Annotated in this window: 13 protein-coding genes; 7 read left to right on the top strand and 6 right to left on the bottom strand. The window is 67.2% G+C overall.

Annotation, left to right across the window (positions count from 1 at the left end; genetic code table 11):
* Together ACWEQQ_RS01665 and ACWEQQ_RS01670 are read right to left on the bottom strand one after the other, a co-directional pair.
* Positions 1-639, bottom strand: coding sequence for an NAD(P)-dependent oxidoreductase (locus ACWEQQ_RS01665; protein WP_452346783.1), 639 nt, complete (start codon positions 637-639; stop codon positions 1-3).
* A 29-nt stretch (positions 640-668) separates the two neighbouring features.
* On the bottom strand, positions 669-1,607 hold the full coding sequence (locus tag ACWEQQ_RS01670) for an EamA family transporter (RefSeq protein ID WP_452339272.1): 939 nt from the start codon (positions 1,605-1,607) through the stop codon (positions 669-671).
* 107 nt (positions 1,608-1,714) lie between these two features.
* On the opposite strand from ACWEQQ_RS01670, the gene ACWEQQ_RS01675 reads away from it, so the two are divergent.
* A complete protein-coding gene (locus tag ACWEQQ_RS01675; protein WP_452346784.1) occupies positions 1,715-2,215 on the top strand; it encodes a MarR family winged helix-turn-helix transcriptional regulator in 501 nt (166 codons plus the stop codon).
* Between the two features lie 17 nt (positions 2,216-2,232).
* Here the strand turns inward: ACWEQQ_RS01675 and ACWEQQ_RS01680 are convergent, their stop codons facing one another.
* Positions 2,233-3,657 carry a SpoIID/LytB domain-containing protein gene (locus tag ACWEQQ_RS01680; protein WP_452346785.1) on the bottom strand — a complete coding sequence of 475 codons (1,425 nt, stop codon included), beginning with the start codon at positions 3,655-3,657 and terminating at the stop codon, positions 2,233-2,235.
* 166 nt (positions 3,658-3,823) lie between these two features.
* Between ACWEQQ_RS01680 and ACWEQQ_RS01685 the strand changes: the two genes are divergently transcribed.
* Positions 3,824-6,019 carry an N-acetylmuramoyl-L-alanine amidase gene (locus ACWEQQ_RS01685; RefSeq protein ID WP_452346786.1) on the top strand — a complete coding sequence of 732 codons (2,196 nt, stop codon included), beginning with the start codon at positions 3,824-3,826 and terminating at the stop codon, positions 6,017-6,019.
* Between the two features lie 4 nt (positions 6,020-6,023).
* Here ACWEQQ_RS01685 and ACWEQQ_RS01690 read toward each other — a convergent pair whose 3' ends face one another.
* Positions 6,024-6,824: an HAD family hydrolase gene (locus ACWEQQ_RS01690; protein WP_452346870.1), complete on the bottom strand. Its 801-nt coding sequence runs from the start codon at positions 6,822-6,824 to the stop codon at positions 6,024-6,026.
* Positions 6,825-7,084: 260 nt separating this feature from the next.
* Between ACWEQQ_RS01690 and ACWEQQ_RS01695 the strand changes: the two genes are divergently transcribed.
* Genes ACWEQQ_RS01695 through ACWEQQ_RS01715 form a run of 5 tightly spaced genes read left to right on the top strand, consistent with a single transcriptional unit; the run spans position 7,085 to position 13,251 of the window.
* The gene (locus ACWEQQ_RS01695) at positions 7,085-8,062 is read left to right on the top strand and encodes an ABC transporter permease (protein WP_452346787.1); all 978 of its coding nucleotides are present in this window, start codon (positions 7,085-7,087) and stop codon (positions 8,060-8,062) included.
* On the top strand, positions 8,062-9,015 hold the full coding sequence (locus ACWEQQ_RS01700) for an ABC transporter permease (protein ID WP_452346788.1): 954 nt from the start codon (positions 8,062-8,064) through the stop codon (positions 9,013-9,015). Before ACWEQQ_RS01695 ends, ACWEQQ_RS01700 begins: the two co-directional genes overlap by 1 nt.
* Positions 9,012-10,871, top strand: a complete 1,860-nt coding sequence (locus tag ACWEQQ_RS01705; protein WP_452346789.1) for an ABC transporter ATP-binding protein — start codon at positions 9,012-9,014, stop codon at positions 10,869-10,871. Before ACWEQQ_RS01700 ends, ACWEQQ_RS01705 begins: the two co-directional genes overlap by 4 nt.
* A 44-nt stretch (positions 10,872-10,915) precedes the next feature.
* Complete coding sequence (locus ACWEQQ_RS01710; RefSeq protein WP_452346790.1) at positions 10,916-12,598, top strand: ABC transporter family substrate-binding protein; 1,683 nt, start codon at positions 10,916-10,918, stop codon at positions 12,596-12,598.
* Positions 12,595-13,251, top strand: a complete 657-nt coding sequence (locus tag ACWEQQ_RS01715) for a hypothetical protein (protein ID WP_452346791.1) — start codon at positions 12,595-12,597, stop codon at positions 13,249-13,251. The genes ACWEQQ_RS01710 and ACWEQQ_RS01715 overlap by 4 nt, the downstream gene beginning before the upstream one ends.
* A 9-nt stretch (positions 13,252-13,260) precedes the next feature.
* Here the strand turns inward: ACWEQQ_RS01715 and ACWEQQ_RS01720 are convergent, their stop codons facing one another.
* Positions 13,261-13,485 carry a DUF397 domain-containing protein gene (locus ACWEQQ_RS01720; protein ID WP_452346792.1) on the bottom strand — a complete coding sequence of 75 codons (225 nt, stop codon included), beginning with the start codon at positions 13,483-13,485 and terminating at the stop codon, positions 13,261-13,263.
* Positions 13,486-13,491: 6 nt separating this feature from the next.
* Positions 13,492-14,337, bottom strand: a complete 846-nt coding sequence (locus tag ACWEQQ_RS01725; protein WP_452346793.1) for a helix-turn-helix domain-containing protein — start codon at positions 14,335-14,337, stop codon at positions 13,492-13,494.
* Positions 14,338-14,395 lie beyond the last annotated feature (58 nt).

Consider the following 14,395-nt stretch of genomic DNA (forward strand, 5'->3'; position numbering starts at 1 on the left):
TCAGTAGCCGACGGTGAACCGGGTCCGGTGGTGCGCGGGCTGCTCGATCTCGTCGAGCACGGCGATGGCCATGTCCTCCATGGAGATCGAGGAATTGCCCTGGTCGTCGGTGAGCAGGTCGTCCCGGCCGAGGCGGTAGGCGCCGGTGCGCTCGCCGGGTTCGAACAGTGCGGCCGGGCTGACGTAGGCCCAGTTGACCGCGTGCGGGGTCGTCCGGAACACCTCGAGCTGGCGGCTGCCGCCCTCGGCGATGGGCACCAGCTCGGCCGGGAAGCCCGGCTGCTCGGTGACGGTCTTGCCGGTCCCCGCGACGGTGAGGCTGCCCGCGCCGCCGATCACCAGCAGCCGAATCCCGCTGTCCGCCAGGCCCTCCAGCAGCGCGGCGGCGGCCTCGGCCAGTTCGTGCTCGCGGCCCGGGGCCGGGCGGGTCGCACTGACCACGACATCGCTGCCGGCCGCCGCCTTCTCGACATCGGCGGGATCGGCGGCATTGCCGGTCCACACCTCGACCTCTGCGGGCAGCTCCCGCAGCCGCTCGGCGGTGCGCGCGACCGCCCGCACCCGGTGGCCCCGGCTCAGCGCCTCGGCCACGACCCGGCTCCCGGCATCTCCACTCGCTCCGAACACTGTGATCTGCATGGTCTTTCGCTCCTTATCGAGGGTTCGAATCACGCCGCGACGCGGTTCTTGGGAGTGTCGTCATCGGTCTGCGGCGCGGGTTCCGTTGTGCGGGGCGCGGATCCGGTCTGGCCGAGCAGGGTGCCGCCCAGCGCGATGGCCATGCCCAGGATCTGCAGCGGGGCCAGCGCCTGACCGAGCGCGGCCCAGCCGATGACAGCCGCCGACAGCGGGCTGAGCAGGCCGAGGAAGGCCACCGAGGTGGCATTGGCCTTGGCGATGCCGCGGAACCACAGCGCGTACGCGGCGGCGGTGCCGATCAGGCCGAGGTAGAGGTAGCCGCCGATGGCCCGGCCGTCCAGCGCGGGCGGCGCGCCCTCGGCGATGGCGGCGACCGGTAGCAGCAGGAGTCCGCCGGCGGTGAGCTGCCAGCCCGTCATGGCCAGCGGGCCGATGCCCTCGGGCCGTCCCCAGCGCTTGGTCAGCACCGTGCCCCCCGCCATGGCGATGGCGGCCACCAGCCCGGCGATGATGCCGAGCGTGTCGAGAGTGGCTGTGGCCCTGAGTACTACGAGTGCCACGCCGGCCAGCCCGATCAGCGCCGCCGCCACCTTGCGCACGGTGAGCCGCTCATTGAGGCCGAGGGCGGCGAAACCGACCGCGAACAGCGGCGCGGCCGCGGCGAGCACCGCCGCCACCCCGCCCGGCAGCCGATAGGCGGCCACGAACAACAGCGCGGTGAATACTCCGATGTTCAGCCCGCCCAGCACGAGCGCGCGTGGAATCCATTGCCCGTGCGGCAGTTTCCGCGTGATGGCGAGCAACAGCAGTCCCGCCGGCAGCACCCGCATGAGCGCGGTGAACATGGGCCGCTCGGGCGGCAGGAACGTCGTGGTGACGGCGTAGGTCGACCCCCAGACCAGTGGCGCGAGCCCGGTCAGGGCGAGCGTCCCGGCGAGTCCGGCGGCTCCGGCGCGTGCGGTGGTCATCGATAGCTCCTCATTGATAATCTCAACGTTGAGATAACATCATCTAGATACCTCACCGTCAAGTATCTCAATGTTGAGATTTATTCCGCCCCGAGAGGAGACCGCCGGTGCCCGACGCCGTCGACCAGATCACCGCCGCCTGGCGTCAGCAGCGCCCCGACGTCGACACCTCCCCCATGGAGATCTTCGGCCGCCTCGCCCGCCTGGGCCGCATCGTCGACCGCGAGCTCTCCGACTTCTTCCGCACCCACGGCCTGGAACGCTGGGAATTCGACGTCCTCGCCACCCTCCGCCGCTCCGGCAACGAATCCGGCCTCAGCGCAGGCGCCCTCAACAAGGCCGCGATGATCACCTCCGGCGCCATCACCAACCGCATCGACCGCCTCACCGCCAAAGGCTGGGTCGAACGCGTCCCCGACCCCAAGGACCGCCGAGCCATCCAAGTCCACCTGACCGACTCCGGCCGAGCCCTGATCGACCGAATCCTCCCTTTACACATGGAAAACGAACAACGCCTCCTGGCCGACCTCTCCCCGGCCGACCGCGAAACCCTCATCCCCCTACTCCGCAAGTTCGCCGAATCCCTCGGCGACCTCACCCTGGACTGAACTACTGGACGAAACCGCTAGTGCGCCAAGGCAGGAGGGATCGGTTGCGCCGGAGCGTTGGCCGGGACTGGGTCCGACGAGGATGGCGGGTTGGGGGTGGAGGCGGGCCGGGGGGCCGGAGTCGCGGTCCGGATCACCAGATTGGCCGGGCCCGAGCTCGCTGGGGCCGGGGCGGTGCGGGGGTTGGAGGGCGTGGAGTTGGGGTCGGCGCTGCCGGGGGACGGCAGGGGGATGGTGATCCGTGAGCGGTCGTCGGGGGTGGGGCGCTGCGGGATCGCCGGGGGGACATTGCCCGGGGTGACGGGGGTTCGGGCGCCGGGGACGGTGTTGGCCGGGTCGGGGTAGGTCGGGACCGTTGCGTCCGGGGTCGCAGCACCCGGGGTGACGGGGTTCGTGGTGGTGGCGTCCGGGGTTGCGGGGGCGGCGGGGTCGGATTCTGTTGGGGTGGGCTGGGTTTGGGGGGACTGGGGGTCGGGGAGGTTGGGGTCGGCGGGGGTTGCGGCGGCGGGGAAGTCGGTGAGGGCGGGGCCGACCTCCATGGCGGAGGCGGGGGTGGGGAGGCCGCCGTCGGGGGCGGCGGAGTATTCGGCGCGCAGGATGTGGTTGTCGCGCACCAGGACTCGGCCGGAGGTGACCTCGACGGCGCTGGTGGTGCGGGAGTCTTCCTTGTCGGTGCCGAGGTACATCTGGCAGTCGGTGGTGTCGCAGGTCTGGGCGTAGGAGTAGCGGTCTTCGGCGAGGGCGTAGGAGCGGGCGGCGATGGCCTGGGCGCGCAGGGCCTCGGCGCCGCCCTGGTCGGCCCAGCCGGGGACCATTTCGGCGGGGACGACGCCCTTGAGGTAGTCGTCGAGGTCGACCTCGTTGACGGTGCGGGGGGAGCCGTTGTCGAGGGCGACGCCGAGGACGCCGCGGTAGGCGTTGCCGCCGCAGATCTCGAGTTGCTCGTTGGCGGGGCGGTCGGTGCCGTCGGTGACGGGGTAGGCCCACGGGTCGTCGGTGCTGCCCGCCCAGAGGGCGTTTCCGTCGCAGCCCTGGGTGATGGTGACGTCGGCGCCGGTGGCGGTGGGCGTCAGATGCGCGGCCTGGCCGGGGATGACGCGGCGGCCGGCGACGTAGAAGACGGAGTCGGAGGCGAGGTCGAGGCTCTTGTCGTCCTGCTCCATGAGGCGGACCCGGACCGTGGCCCGGCCGACGTCGGCGAGATCGGCTCCGGCGTAATAGGTGGCCAGGATGCGGTCGGCGTTCCAGCCCGCGACGGCCTTGTCGAAGGCGCCGTTCTGGCTCAGGCCGCGCCCGTGACCGGCGCCGGCGGTGAAGAGGAAGGCATTGTCGGGCCAGGCCCAGACCAGTACTGCGGTGCCGCCGGTGGTGGCCGCGACGGCGAGGGAGAGGGTGAGCAGACCGCGCCGTCTACGGCGCTTGGCTAGGTACCCGTTCGGCATGTCATACCCGTTCTGTCGAGAGGCGAAGCTACATTCGAGTTACCCCGAAACTAAGCCTCAACCATACGTTCAGGGAATGTGACAGTAGGGACTAGTGTGATCGTTGATGCGCCAAGTAGCAAGCTTGTGCTCCGGGCGCGGTTAGACGGATTTACCTGAATGGGAGATGCTTGTGCCTTATCACAGACCGAAACCCGCGTATGCGCTCCCGGTCATCACCGTCCTCGCGCTGTCCGCTCCCGTCGGCATTCTGGCGCTGAGCGATTCCCGAGATGTCCGGAACGCCGATGAAAGCAATTGGGCAGCAATACCTGCACAAATGGCGGAAGTCGCCCTGGACTCGGCGCCCGACATCGTGCTGCCGCTGCGCGAGCTCACCGGGCTGGACCTGCCCGACCTGCGGCTGTCCGATCTGCGAATGCTGCCGCTGCCCAAATCGATTCCGATCCCGCCGAATCTCATTCCGGGCGTCCAACTACCCAGCGAGATTCCACTACCGCGGCTGAGCGAATCGCCGCAGCAGCCCGTCGGGCCCGCGTCCGACAACGGGCCGCACGTCACCCGCCCCACCCTCCCGGGCTCGCTCCCCAACGCCACCATCGTCACCCCCGGTTCCGCCCGGCCGACCGGCCCGGCCGCGGGCGCGCCCGGCTTCATCGCCGAACCCGGGCCCGAGGTCCCCGGGCCGCCGATCCCGACCGCCGACAACCCGGCCGCCCCCGGCCCGCATCCCGTGCCCGGCCTCACCGGTGACCTGCGCACCCCCGCCCTGAACGCGGGTGCGGTGCCCACCGATCTGATCGACAAGGTCGGCGCACAGGTCAAGGAGCTGACCCGGGACACCCCGTTCAGCATGGTCGCGCTCACCGCGGCGGACCTGGCCGGCACCACCACCAAGCTCCGCGCCCAGCGTCCCGACGGCACCTGGGGGCCCTGGTACGACGCCGAAACCGAGAACGGCAGGGACCATCCCGCGCCGGGCAAGCGCACCGGCACCGAGCCGATCTACGTCGGCAATACCAAGACCGTGCAGATGCTGGTGACCCGCAACCCGGCCGCCGCGCCCGCCGACCCCAAACCGCTGGACGACGGTTCGGCCGATCCGGCGCAGATCAATCTGGAGAAGCTGGCCGCGGTGCTGATCGATCCGGGCCGCGGCAGCATCGACGAGAACCTGCAGACGGTGGCGGCGCCGCTGCCCGGCGGCGGGCCCAAGGTGATCACCCGCGCGCAGTGGGGCGCGGACGAATCGCTGCGCTGCGAGGAACCCACCTACGACGACGGCGTCTCCGCGATCACGGTGCACCACACCGCGGGTCGCAACGACTACACCAAGGCCGAGTCCGCGGGCATCGTGCGCGCCATCTACTCGTATCACGCGAAGACGCTCGGCTGGTGCGACATCGGCTACAACGCCCTGGTCGACAAGTACGGGCAGATCTTCGAGGGCCGCTACGGCGGCCTGGACAAGCCGGTCGAGGGCGCGCACGCGGGCGGCTTCAATATCAATACCGCGGGCGTCGCGCTGATGGGCGACTACGAGGACGAGACTCCGACGGACGTGTCCCTCCAGGCGATCGGCAAGTACATCGGCTGGCGGGCCAAGGTGGCGGGCATCGATCCCGAGGGTCAGACCACCATGTACTCCGAGGGCAGTGACTACACGAAATACGCTCTGGGACAGGCGGTCAAGCTGCCGAACATCTTCGCGCACCGCGATGTCGGCAACACCACCTGCCCGGGTGACGCCGCCTACGCGCTGATGGACAAGATCCGGCAGATCGCCGAGGACGTGGCGGCCGGCACGAACGCGCCCGAGGATCCGAGTCCGACGCGGGTCCGTCCCGGCCAGAACGCGGGCAATCCGCAACCCGCCCCCGCTCCCGACGCCGACGGCCAGGCGGATCTGGCCGCCCTGGCCGATCTCACCCAGAAGATCCTGAACATGCTCGACCGCAGCCCGGTGGCCCGTTACTGGAACGATCAGGGCGGCGCGAACGGCCCACTGGGACAACCGAAAGCGGAACCGATCGCCTTGGCCGACGGCGGCCAGTACGGCCAATTCACCAATGGCTACGTGTATTCCTCGCCGACCGGTCAGATCTTCACGGTGGTCGGCAAGATTCTGGAGCGCTTCCTGCAATTGGGCGCGGGCACAGGCCTTCTCGGCCTGCCCACCAGCAATGAATATCCGGTCCAGGACGGCTTCCGCACCGACTTCCAGAACGGCGCCCTGATCTTCAACAAGATCACCGGAATCGTCACCACCATCCTGAAGAACTACGGCGCCGTCCAGGACCCCATCCCCGGCAAGTCCATCCCCGCCCAGGCCGCCCCCATCCCCGCGGCCGCGCCGAACTAGACGGTCAGGACCACCAGCGTTCGAGGGTGCGGGCGACGCCGTCCTCGATATTGGAGGGGGCCACCTCGTCGGCGGCGGCGATGGCCTCGGGGTGGGCATTGGCCATGGCGACGCCGTGACCGGCCATGAGGAGCATGGGGACGTCGTTGGGCATGTCGCCGAAGGCGATGAGGGAGCTGTGCTGGACGCCCAGGCGCTGTGCGATGGTCGCGAGGCCGGTGGCCTTCGTCACGCCGGGGGCGGACAGTTCGATCAGGCCGTTGTCCGTCGAGTAGGTGAGGTCGGCACGGCCGGCCAGGTGCGGGTCCAGTACGGCGCGCATGTCCGCACTGGACGCACCGGGTAGGCGGATCAGCATCTTGATCGCGGGCGCGGAGATGACTTCTTCGCGGGAGACCTGGGTGTCGTCCGGATTCAGCCAGGCGTGCTCGTATTCGGGCGAACTGACGAACTGCGGTGTGGCCGCGTCGTGCGCGCTGGAACCGACCCGTTCCGCGGCCAACCCGCAGCCCGGCAGCAGGCGCTCGGCCAGATCGGCGGCCCAGGTGAGGGTTTCGATATCCAGGGTGCGGGTGTCCAGCACCCGATCCGCGGCGCTGTCGTAGATGACCGCACCGTTGCCGCACACGCACAGCGGCGAGAAGCCGAGCCCATCGACGACCGGATCGATCCAGCGCGGCGGCCTTCCGGTGGCGAGCACGAACGGCACCCCGTCCGCGAGGAGGGCGTTGATCGCCGCCTTGGTGCGGGCGCTCACCTGCTCACGGTGGTCGATGAGCGTGCCGTCCACATCGGAGGCGACCATCTTGGGTTTGGGCAGGTGAAAGAGCGTCACCTACTCCATCCTGCCTCGAGCCACGACCGGTGCGCCCGTGGATTCCGGACCTCGCCGTACAAAAGAGACCTTTCGGACATCGCTCCGCACCACGCCACCCCGCCAACCCCCACAGCCACCAGGACGCGCGCAATAACACACGGATTGCCGTGCCGTCCGCGGTCCGTACCCCGCGTTTACGGTTCTCACTCCCTATGATCTGGGTCAGAACTCGACCCCGAAAGGGAATGATGGCCGGTTTTCTGCTGCGACGTGCGCTGAACTATGTCGTGCTGCTGGTACTGGCGTCGTTCCTGACCTTCAGTCTCGCGTCCCTCACCTTTCGCCCACTCGACAGTCTCGAGCATCGCAACCCCCGGCCGCCGCAGTCCGTGATCGACGCCAAACGCGATGAGCTGAAACTGGATGTGCCGATCCCGAAGCGCTACGCGGAGTGGGTCGGCGGCATCGTGGCACACGGCGATTTCGGCAAGACCATGGCCGGACAGCCTGTGAGCGAGGAGCTGCCCCGCCGCATCGGGGTGAGCCTGCGGCTGCTGATCATCGGATCCGTGCTGGGCACCCTGCTGGGTGTGCTGATCGGTGCGGCGGGCGCGATCCGGCAATACAAACTCAGCGATTACGTCACCACCGTGTTTTCCCTGCTGCTGCTGAGCACTCCGGTATTCCTGCTGGCGACGTTCTTGAAATACGGTGCGCTGGAGACCAACACGCTGACCGGGACACAGGTCTTCTATTACACCGGTGAGACCTCCGCGAACGCGGTGCACGGCGCATGGAACCAGTTCGTGGATCGCCTCCAGCATCTGGTGATTCCAACGCTGGGCCTGATCCTCGGCGCGGCTGCCAGCTATAGCCGTTATCAGCGCAACGCCATGCTGGACGTGCTCCAGAGCGATTTCATCCGGACCGCCCGCGCCAAGGGCCTCACCCGCACCCGTGCCCTGTTCAAGCACGGCTTGCGAACCGCGCTCATCCCCATGGCAACGCTGTTCGCCTACGGATTCGGCGGACTCGTCACCGGCGCCGTCTTCACCGAGAAGATCTTCGGCTGGCACGGCGTCGGTGAATGGCTGGTGGATTCGATCACCGCGCAGGACCTGTACCCGGTGGTGACCATCACCGCGTTCGCTGCCCTGGTGATCCTGTTGTCGGGCCTGCTCTCCGACATCGTCTACGCGATTCTCGACCCCAGGGTGCGTGCCTGATGACCGAAACCGAAATCATCGTCGCGGGCACGCCCGAACCCATGGCGGCGGGCCGCCGCAAACTTGTGGTTCGGCGCTTCCTCCGCAACAAGGTGTCGGTGATCGCTCTAGCGGTCCTGCTGCTGATGCTGATCCTCTGCTACGCGCTACCGCCACTGCTCAAATACGACTACCAGCAGCTCGATTACACGGCCCTGCTGAAGCCACCCAGTTCGCGACATCCGTTCGGCACCAATCAGATCGGTCAGGACATTCTCGCGCAGACGTTGCGCGGACTGCAGAAGTCGCTGATCATCGGCTTCTCGGTCGCATTGATCTCCAGCACCATCGCGGCCGTGCTGGGATCGGTGGCCGGACTACTCGGCGGATGGACCGACACCGCCATCATGTGGCTGGTCGACCTGATGCTGGTGATGCCGAGTTTCATCATGGTGGCCCTGTTCGCGCCGCGCATGAAGGGCAGTGGATCCATCCTGCTGCTGATTCTGCTGCTGTCCGTGTTCAGCTGGATGATCAGCGCGCGCCTGATACGCGGGCTCACACTGAGCCTGCGGGATCGCGAATTCGTCCGGGCCGCACGGTATATGGGCGCGTCCACCCGGACGATCATCACCACGCACATCCTGCCCAATATCGCCTCCATCCTGATCATCGACACCACCCTCGCCGTGGGTGCCGCGATCCTCGGCGAATCCGGACTCAGCTACCTGAACTTCGGCGTGCAGCCGCCCGACGTCTCGCTGGGCACCCTGATCGCTGCGGGCACCAAGTCGGCATTGACCTATCCGTGGCTGTTCATGTTCCCGGGCGCGTTCCTGATCACGATCGTGTTGTGCGCCAACCTGGTCGGTGACGGTCTGCGCGACGCTTTCGACCCGACCGCGAAGCGGGCGCGCTCGCGCCGCAAGGATCGCGCGAGCAAGGCCGAGAACGCCGGAAAGGCCCAGGCATGACGGACAAGACGGTTCGCACCACCACCGCCCCGCTGCTCGAGGTCTCCGATCTGCGCGTGAGCTTTCCCGGTGAGGAAGGCCGCATCGACGCCGTGCGCGGTGTCAGCTACACCGTGCAGGACGGCGAGGTACTGGCCATCGTCGGTGAATCCGGCTCCGGAAAATCGGTGTCGTCACTAGCGATCATGGGCCTGCTGCCCGATCAGGCGCGGGTGCAGGGGTCTATCCGGCTGCGCGGGCAGGAACTGCTCGGCATGGATGACCGGCAGTTGTCCACACTGCGCGGCAGCAAGATCTCCATGGTGTTCCAGGACCCGCTCTCGGCGTTGACGCCGGTGTACCGGGTCGGTGACCAGATCGCCGAAGCGCTGCTGGCACATGGGAAGATGAGCAAGCACGAGGCCGCCGAGAAGGCGGTGGAACTGCTCGACCTGGTCGGCATCCCCGATGCGGCCGTGCGCGCCAAGGCTTTTCCGCACGAGTTCTCCGGCGGTATGCGGCAGCGCGTGGTGATCGCCATGGCCATCGCCAATGATCCCGAGCTCATCATCTGCGACGAGCCCACCACCGCACTGGATGTCACGGTGCAGAAGCAGATCCTGAATCTGTTGCGGAAGGCGCGCGACATCACCGGCGCCGGCGTCGTCTTCATCACCCATGACATGGGTATCGCGGCCACGCTCGCCGACCGGGTCGCGGTTATGTACGCGGGACGGATCGTCGAAACCGCCCGCACCACAGAGCTTTTCAGCGCACCTCGGATGCCGTACACGGTCGGCCTGCTGGGTTCCATCCCACGGCTGGACGGACCGGCGCGGGTACCGCTGGTGCCCATCGTCGGCGCACCACCGGCCATGCACGCGCTGCCGCCGGGGTGCCCCTTCGCACCGCGGTGCCCGGTCGCGGTCGAGGACTGCCGGGCGGCCGAACCGCCCCTGCAGGACACCGAACCCGGCCATCGCGCCGCCTGCATCCGGGTGGCCGAGGTCGGATCCGCGGACCTGTTCACGGCGTATCGCCGCGAGGTGCCGCCCGCCGAAGTCCCGGTCCCCACCGATGAGCAAGTGGTCCTGCGGGTTTCGGAGTTGAAGAAGACCTTCCCGATCACCTCCGGTGTGGTGTTCAAACGCCGGACCGGTGAGGTGAGGGCGGTCGATGGTGTCAGCTTCGAGATCAAGTCGGGCCGCACGCTCGCACTGGTCGGCGAATCCGGTTCCGGGAAATCGACGACGCTGACCCAGATCATGGAGCTCGTCGCACCGGAGAGCGGTCGCATCGAGGTGCTCGGCAGCGATGTCGCCACCCTCACCAAGACCCGCCGCCGCGAAATCCGGCGCAAGCTCCAGATCGTGTTCCAGGATCCGTCGGCCTCGCTGGACCCGCGGCTGCCGATCTTCGACGCGCTCGCCCAGCCGCTGCGCATCGACGGCCGTTCGCGCGACGAAATCCAGCGCCGGGTACGGGAATTGCTGAATCTGGTCGGCCTGCGCCCCGAGCACGCCGACCGTTATCCCGCCGACTTCTCCGGCGGGCAGAAGCAGCGCATCAATATCGCGCGGGCGCTCGCCCTGGATCCGGAGATCCTGGTGCTCGACGAGCCGGTGTCCTCGCTCGATGTCTCGATCCAGGCCGGAGTGCTGAACCTGTTGCGCGACCTGCAGGCCGAGCGCGGACTGTCGTATCTGTTCGTGTCACACGATCTGTCGGTGGTGCGCAATCTGGCGCACGACATCGCGGTCATGTATGGCGGTCGGATCGTCGAATACGGCGCGGCCGAGCAGGTTTTCGGCGATCCTCGGCACGAGTACACCCGCGCCCTCATCGACGCTGTCCCGGTCCCGGTCGTTTCGGGATAGGGGCGCACAGTGTTCCAGCAATACTCCGACGGAAGGAGCAACCGGTGAGGATTCGCTCGATCGGCTCGAGGCTCGCGGTCCCACTGGTCGCCGTGGCAATGGTGGCGACCGGATGCGGTGGCGGTGACAACACCTCCCCGCAGGGCAAGGCCGAACTCGGCACCACCAGCGATATCAACCCGCACGATGTCGCGGACCTGAAGGACGGCGGCAATCTGCGGCTGGCCATTTCGGCGTATCCGGCGAACTGGAACACGCTGAACATCGACGGCAATGAAATCGAGATCACCGGCGTGGAGCGGTCGATGATGCCGCGCGCGTTCGTGTCCGACGCGGCGGGCAATCTGTCCGTCGACACCAATTACTTCACCGATGTCCAGCTGACGAATACGAATCCGCAGCAGGTCACGTACACGATCAATCCGAAGGCCGTCTGGTCCGACGGGTCGCCGATCATCTGGGAGGACATCGCCTCCCAGGCCAATGCGCTCAGCGGCAAGAACAAGGACTTCCTGATCGCCAACAACCAGGGCTTCGACCGCGTCGGGAAGGTCGAGCGCGGGGTTGACGACCGGCAGGCCGTCATCACCTTCGACAAGCACTTCGCGGAGTGGAAGGGCCAGTTCGCGGGCAACTCCTTCCTCTACCCCAAGTCCGTGACCAGCACGCCGGAGGCCTTCAACAAGAGCCTGGTCGACGCCATCACGACGACCGCCGGCCCGTTCGTCGTGCAGTCCACCGACCGCGGCCAGGGCCGAATCGTCCTGGGCCACAACCCGAAGTGGTGGGGCGCGACGCCGAAGTTGGACACCATCACGTTCAGCGTCCTCAACAGCCAGGCGCTGATTCCGGCCCTGCAGAACAATGAGATCGACGCCGTCGGCATCGGCAGCCGAGACGATCTCAAGACCGCGCAGAGCACCGATGGCATTGCCATCCGCCGCGCACCCGGCAACCAGTGGTCGCACTTCACCTTCAACGGCGCGCCCGGATCGATTCTCGCCGACCCCAAGCTGCGCGTGGCCATCAGCAAGGCCGTCGACCGGCAGGGCATCGCGACCGCGATCCAGAGCGGTCTGGTGAACGACCCGAAGCCGCTGAACAACCACATCTACATGGCCGGGCAGAAGGGTTACCAGGACAACGCGCCCGCCTTCGACCCCACCGAGGCCGCCAAGGAGCTCGACGATCTCGGCTGGAAGGTGCCCGCCGGCGGCGGCACCCGGGAGAAGGACGGGCGCAAGCTCGAGATCCGCGACGTCATGTACAACGACGACACCTGGGTGCAGATGGCGCAGATCATGCAGCAGAATCTGTCCGCGATCGGTGTGAAGCTCACCATCGACACCAAGCCCGGCCAGGACTTCTTCACCAAGGTCATTCAGCCCGGCGATTTCGATATCGCTTTTTGGAGCTGGGTCGGCGACCTGTTCCCGCTCGGCAGCATCGACCAGATCTGGGGCTACCACCCCGATAACATCCAGGGCAACTACGGCCGAGTCGGCTCGCCCGAGCTCAACGACCTGATCGAGAAGACCGTCTCCGAACTCGATCCCGACAAGGCGATCGACCTGGCGAACCAGGTCGACAAGCAGGTGTTCGCCGAAGGCCATTCGATGCCGCTCATGCAGTCGCCCGGCAATCTCGCCGTTCGCGCCAACCTCGCCAACTACGGCGCGGCCGGTCTGGCCAGCCTCGACTACACCAAAATCGGCTTCCTGAAGTGAATTCCCGGACGGGCCACCCCCTGGCCTATCCGGCACTCGTGACGATCGGGACCCTGGCGATCACCCTCGCCTGGGTCCCGTTCGCCGATTCGGAGCAGGTGGCCATGCTGGGCACGGTGGCCGCGATCATTCTGGGCTACACCGGGATCCGGTTCGCCGTCGCGGTCGGGTACCTGCCCGCCGGGTTGACCACCATCAAGGACGGTCGCGAGGTCGCGGTACGGCGGGTGCGGCAGCAGCATCGGCTGGTGAGCCGGTCGTGGCTGGAGTTCACGATCGGCGGGAAGAACTTGTGGCTGCCGGTGTATTTCGACCCGGGGCTGGTGACGCTCCCACCGGACACGGCCGAATTGGCCGGGCGAACAGTGCGTGTCGGCCAACTGCGGGTGTATCCCTCTGGGCGACTGCGGAATTCGGAGCCGGTGGGGCGGCTGATCGACAATCCGACGCGGCCGGATCCCGAGGCGATCGGCCGGACCGGGCCGGGGCGCAGGATATTGCTGGACGCGCAGTCCGCTGTCGTCGGACCGTTCGCGGGTCTGTTGTGGGTGTACGTGGCGGGCGGCGGATCGATGGCCTTCGTGGCCGCCACCCTGGTGGCGGCGGCCACGGCTACCTGGCTTTCGGCCGTTCGCGGCTCCGATCCGAGCTGACCACGCCGATTACGGCCGCTCGAACTCGCCGTTCCGGACGCCCGCGGTGAAGGCATCCCATTCGCCGGGCGTGTAAACGAGGACATGACCGTCTCTGGCTTTCGAGTGGCGTACGGCGACAGCGCCGTCGGCCAGGAAGGCAACCTCGACACAGTCGGGTCCGTTGCCACTTTTGCTGCTCTTGCGGAAGTGGGCATTACGAACCCGGGTGTCTGTGCCGGACAGGTTGTACATCGTGCGCTATCCCTTCGGTCTTGCGTTCTTGCCGATTCGCCGCAGTAGGGTGCGGGTACTGACTTCATCCAGCGCGGCCGCCCGGAGCGAACCGATTGCCGCAGTGTGTGTTGCGATGCTGTCAGGATCCTCGAGGCACGCGGCCCCGACAAGTGAATCGAAGTACACGACCGGCTGCTGTTCGACGCCGCCGGAAGGCTTCATCTCGATGAGTGTGAACGAACCGACAGCCGTTCCCAGCGGGTGTCCAGCGCTGAAGGGCACGACTCGCAGGTCGATGTTGGTTCGCTTGCTCATTTCCACGAGATGCTCGATCTGGGATTCCATCACGGCCGGTCCGCCGACCCGTGTATGTATCGCCGACTCGTGCAGGATGGCTTGCACCGCAACCGGTTTGGTTCTTCTGGTGACGAAGGTTTGGCGTTCCAGCTTGAGCTGGAGCCGACGGTTGAGGACGGTCTCCGGATCGTTCCTGAAGTAGATACGGTCCAATGCGCGAGCGTACTCGGGGATCTGGAGCAGACCGGGCACGATATTGCTGTTGTACATCGTGAGTCGTTGTGCACAGGCCTCCATGTCGGCGTAGATCCGGAAGCCGCTGTGAACGACGTCGCGGTACTTGTACCACCAGGATTTCGAGGCAGCCTGCTTGACCAGGGCGGTCAGATTCGTATGGGCGTCCTCATCCATGTCGAGGATCTTCGCGAGGTGGTCCACTTCGGGGAGACTGATTCGGCCGGACTCACCACGCTCGATGCGACCGAGCTTGCTGACGCTCCACCCGGGTCCGATCTCATCAACGACATCCTTGAGGTCCAGGTTGGCTCTCTCGCGCGCTTCGCGCAGCTGCATACCGACCTGCTTACGTGCGACCGAGGTTGGCGCTTGGTTCGCATTTACCACGACTACT

Source organism: Nocardia sp. NPDC004123 (genome assembly GCF_053603795.1).

Bases quoted from the DNA above. Each gene is read 5' to 3' on its own strand.
- ACWEQQ_RS01665 (WP_452346783.1), bottom strand. From the start codon at position 639: ATGCAGATCACAGTGTTCGGAGCGAGTGGAGATGCCGGGAGCCGGGTC.
- ACWEQQ_RS01670 (WP_452339272.1), bottom strand. From the start codon at position 1,607: ATGACCACCGCACGCGCCGGAGCCGCCGGACTCGCCGGGACGCTCGCC.
- ACWEQQ_RS01680 (WP_452346785.1), bottom strand. From the start codon at position 3,657: ATGCCGAACGGGTACCTAGCCAAGCGCCGTAGACGGCGCGGTCTGCTC.
- ACWEQQ_RS01685 (WP_452346786.1), top strand. From the start codon at position 3,824: ATGCTTGTGCCTTATCACAGACCGAAACCCGCGTATGCGCTCCCGGTC.
- ACWEQQ_RS01690 (WP_452346870.1), bottom strand. From the start codon at position 6,824: ATGGTCGCCTCCGATGTGGACGGCACGCTCATCGACCACCGTGAGCAG.
- ACWEQQ_RS01695 (WP_452346787.1), top strand. From the start codon at position 7,085: ATGGCCGGTTTTCTGCTGCGACGTGCGCTGAACTATGTCGTGCTGCTG.
- ACWEQQ_RS01700 (WP_452346788.1), top strand. From the start codon at position 8,062: ATGACCGAAACCGAAATCATCGTCGCGGGCACGCCCGAACCCATGGCG.
- ACWEQQ_RS01705 (WP_452346789.1), top strand. From the start codon at position 9,012: ATGACGGACAAGACGGTTCGCACCACCACCGCCCCGCTGCTCGAGGTC.
- ACWEQQ_RS01720 (WP_452346792.1), bottom strand. From the start codon at position 13,485: ATGTACAACCTGTCCGGCACAGACACCCGGGTTCGTAATGCCCACTTC.
- ACWEQQ_RS01725 (WP_452346793.1), bottom strand. From the start codon at position 14,337: ATGCAGCTGCGCGAAGCGCGCGAGAGAGCCAACCTGGACCTCAAGGAT.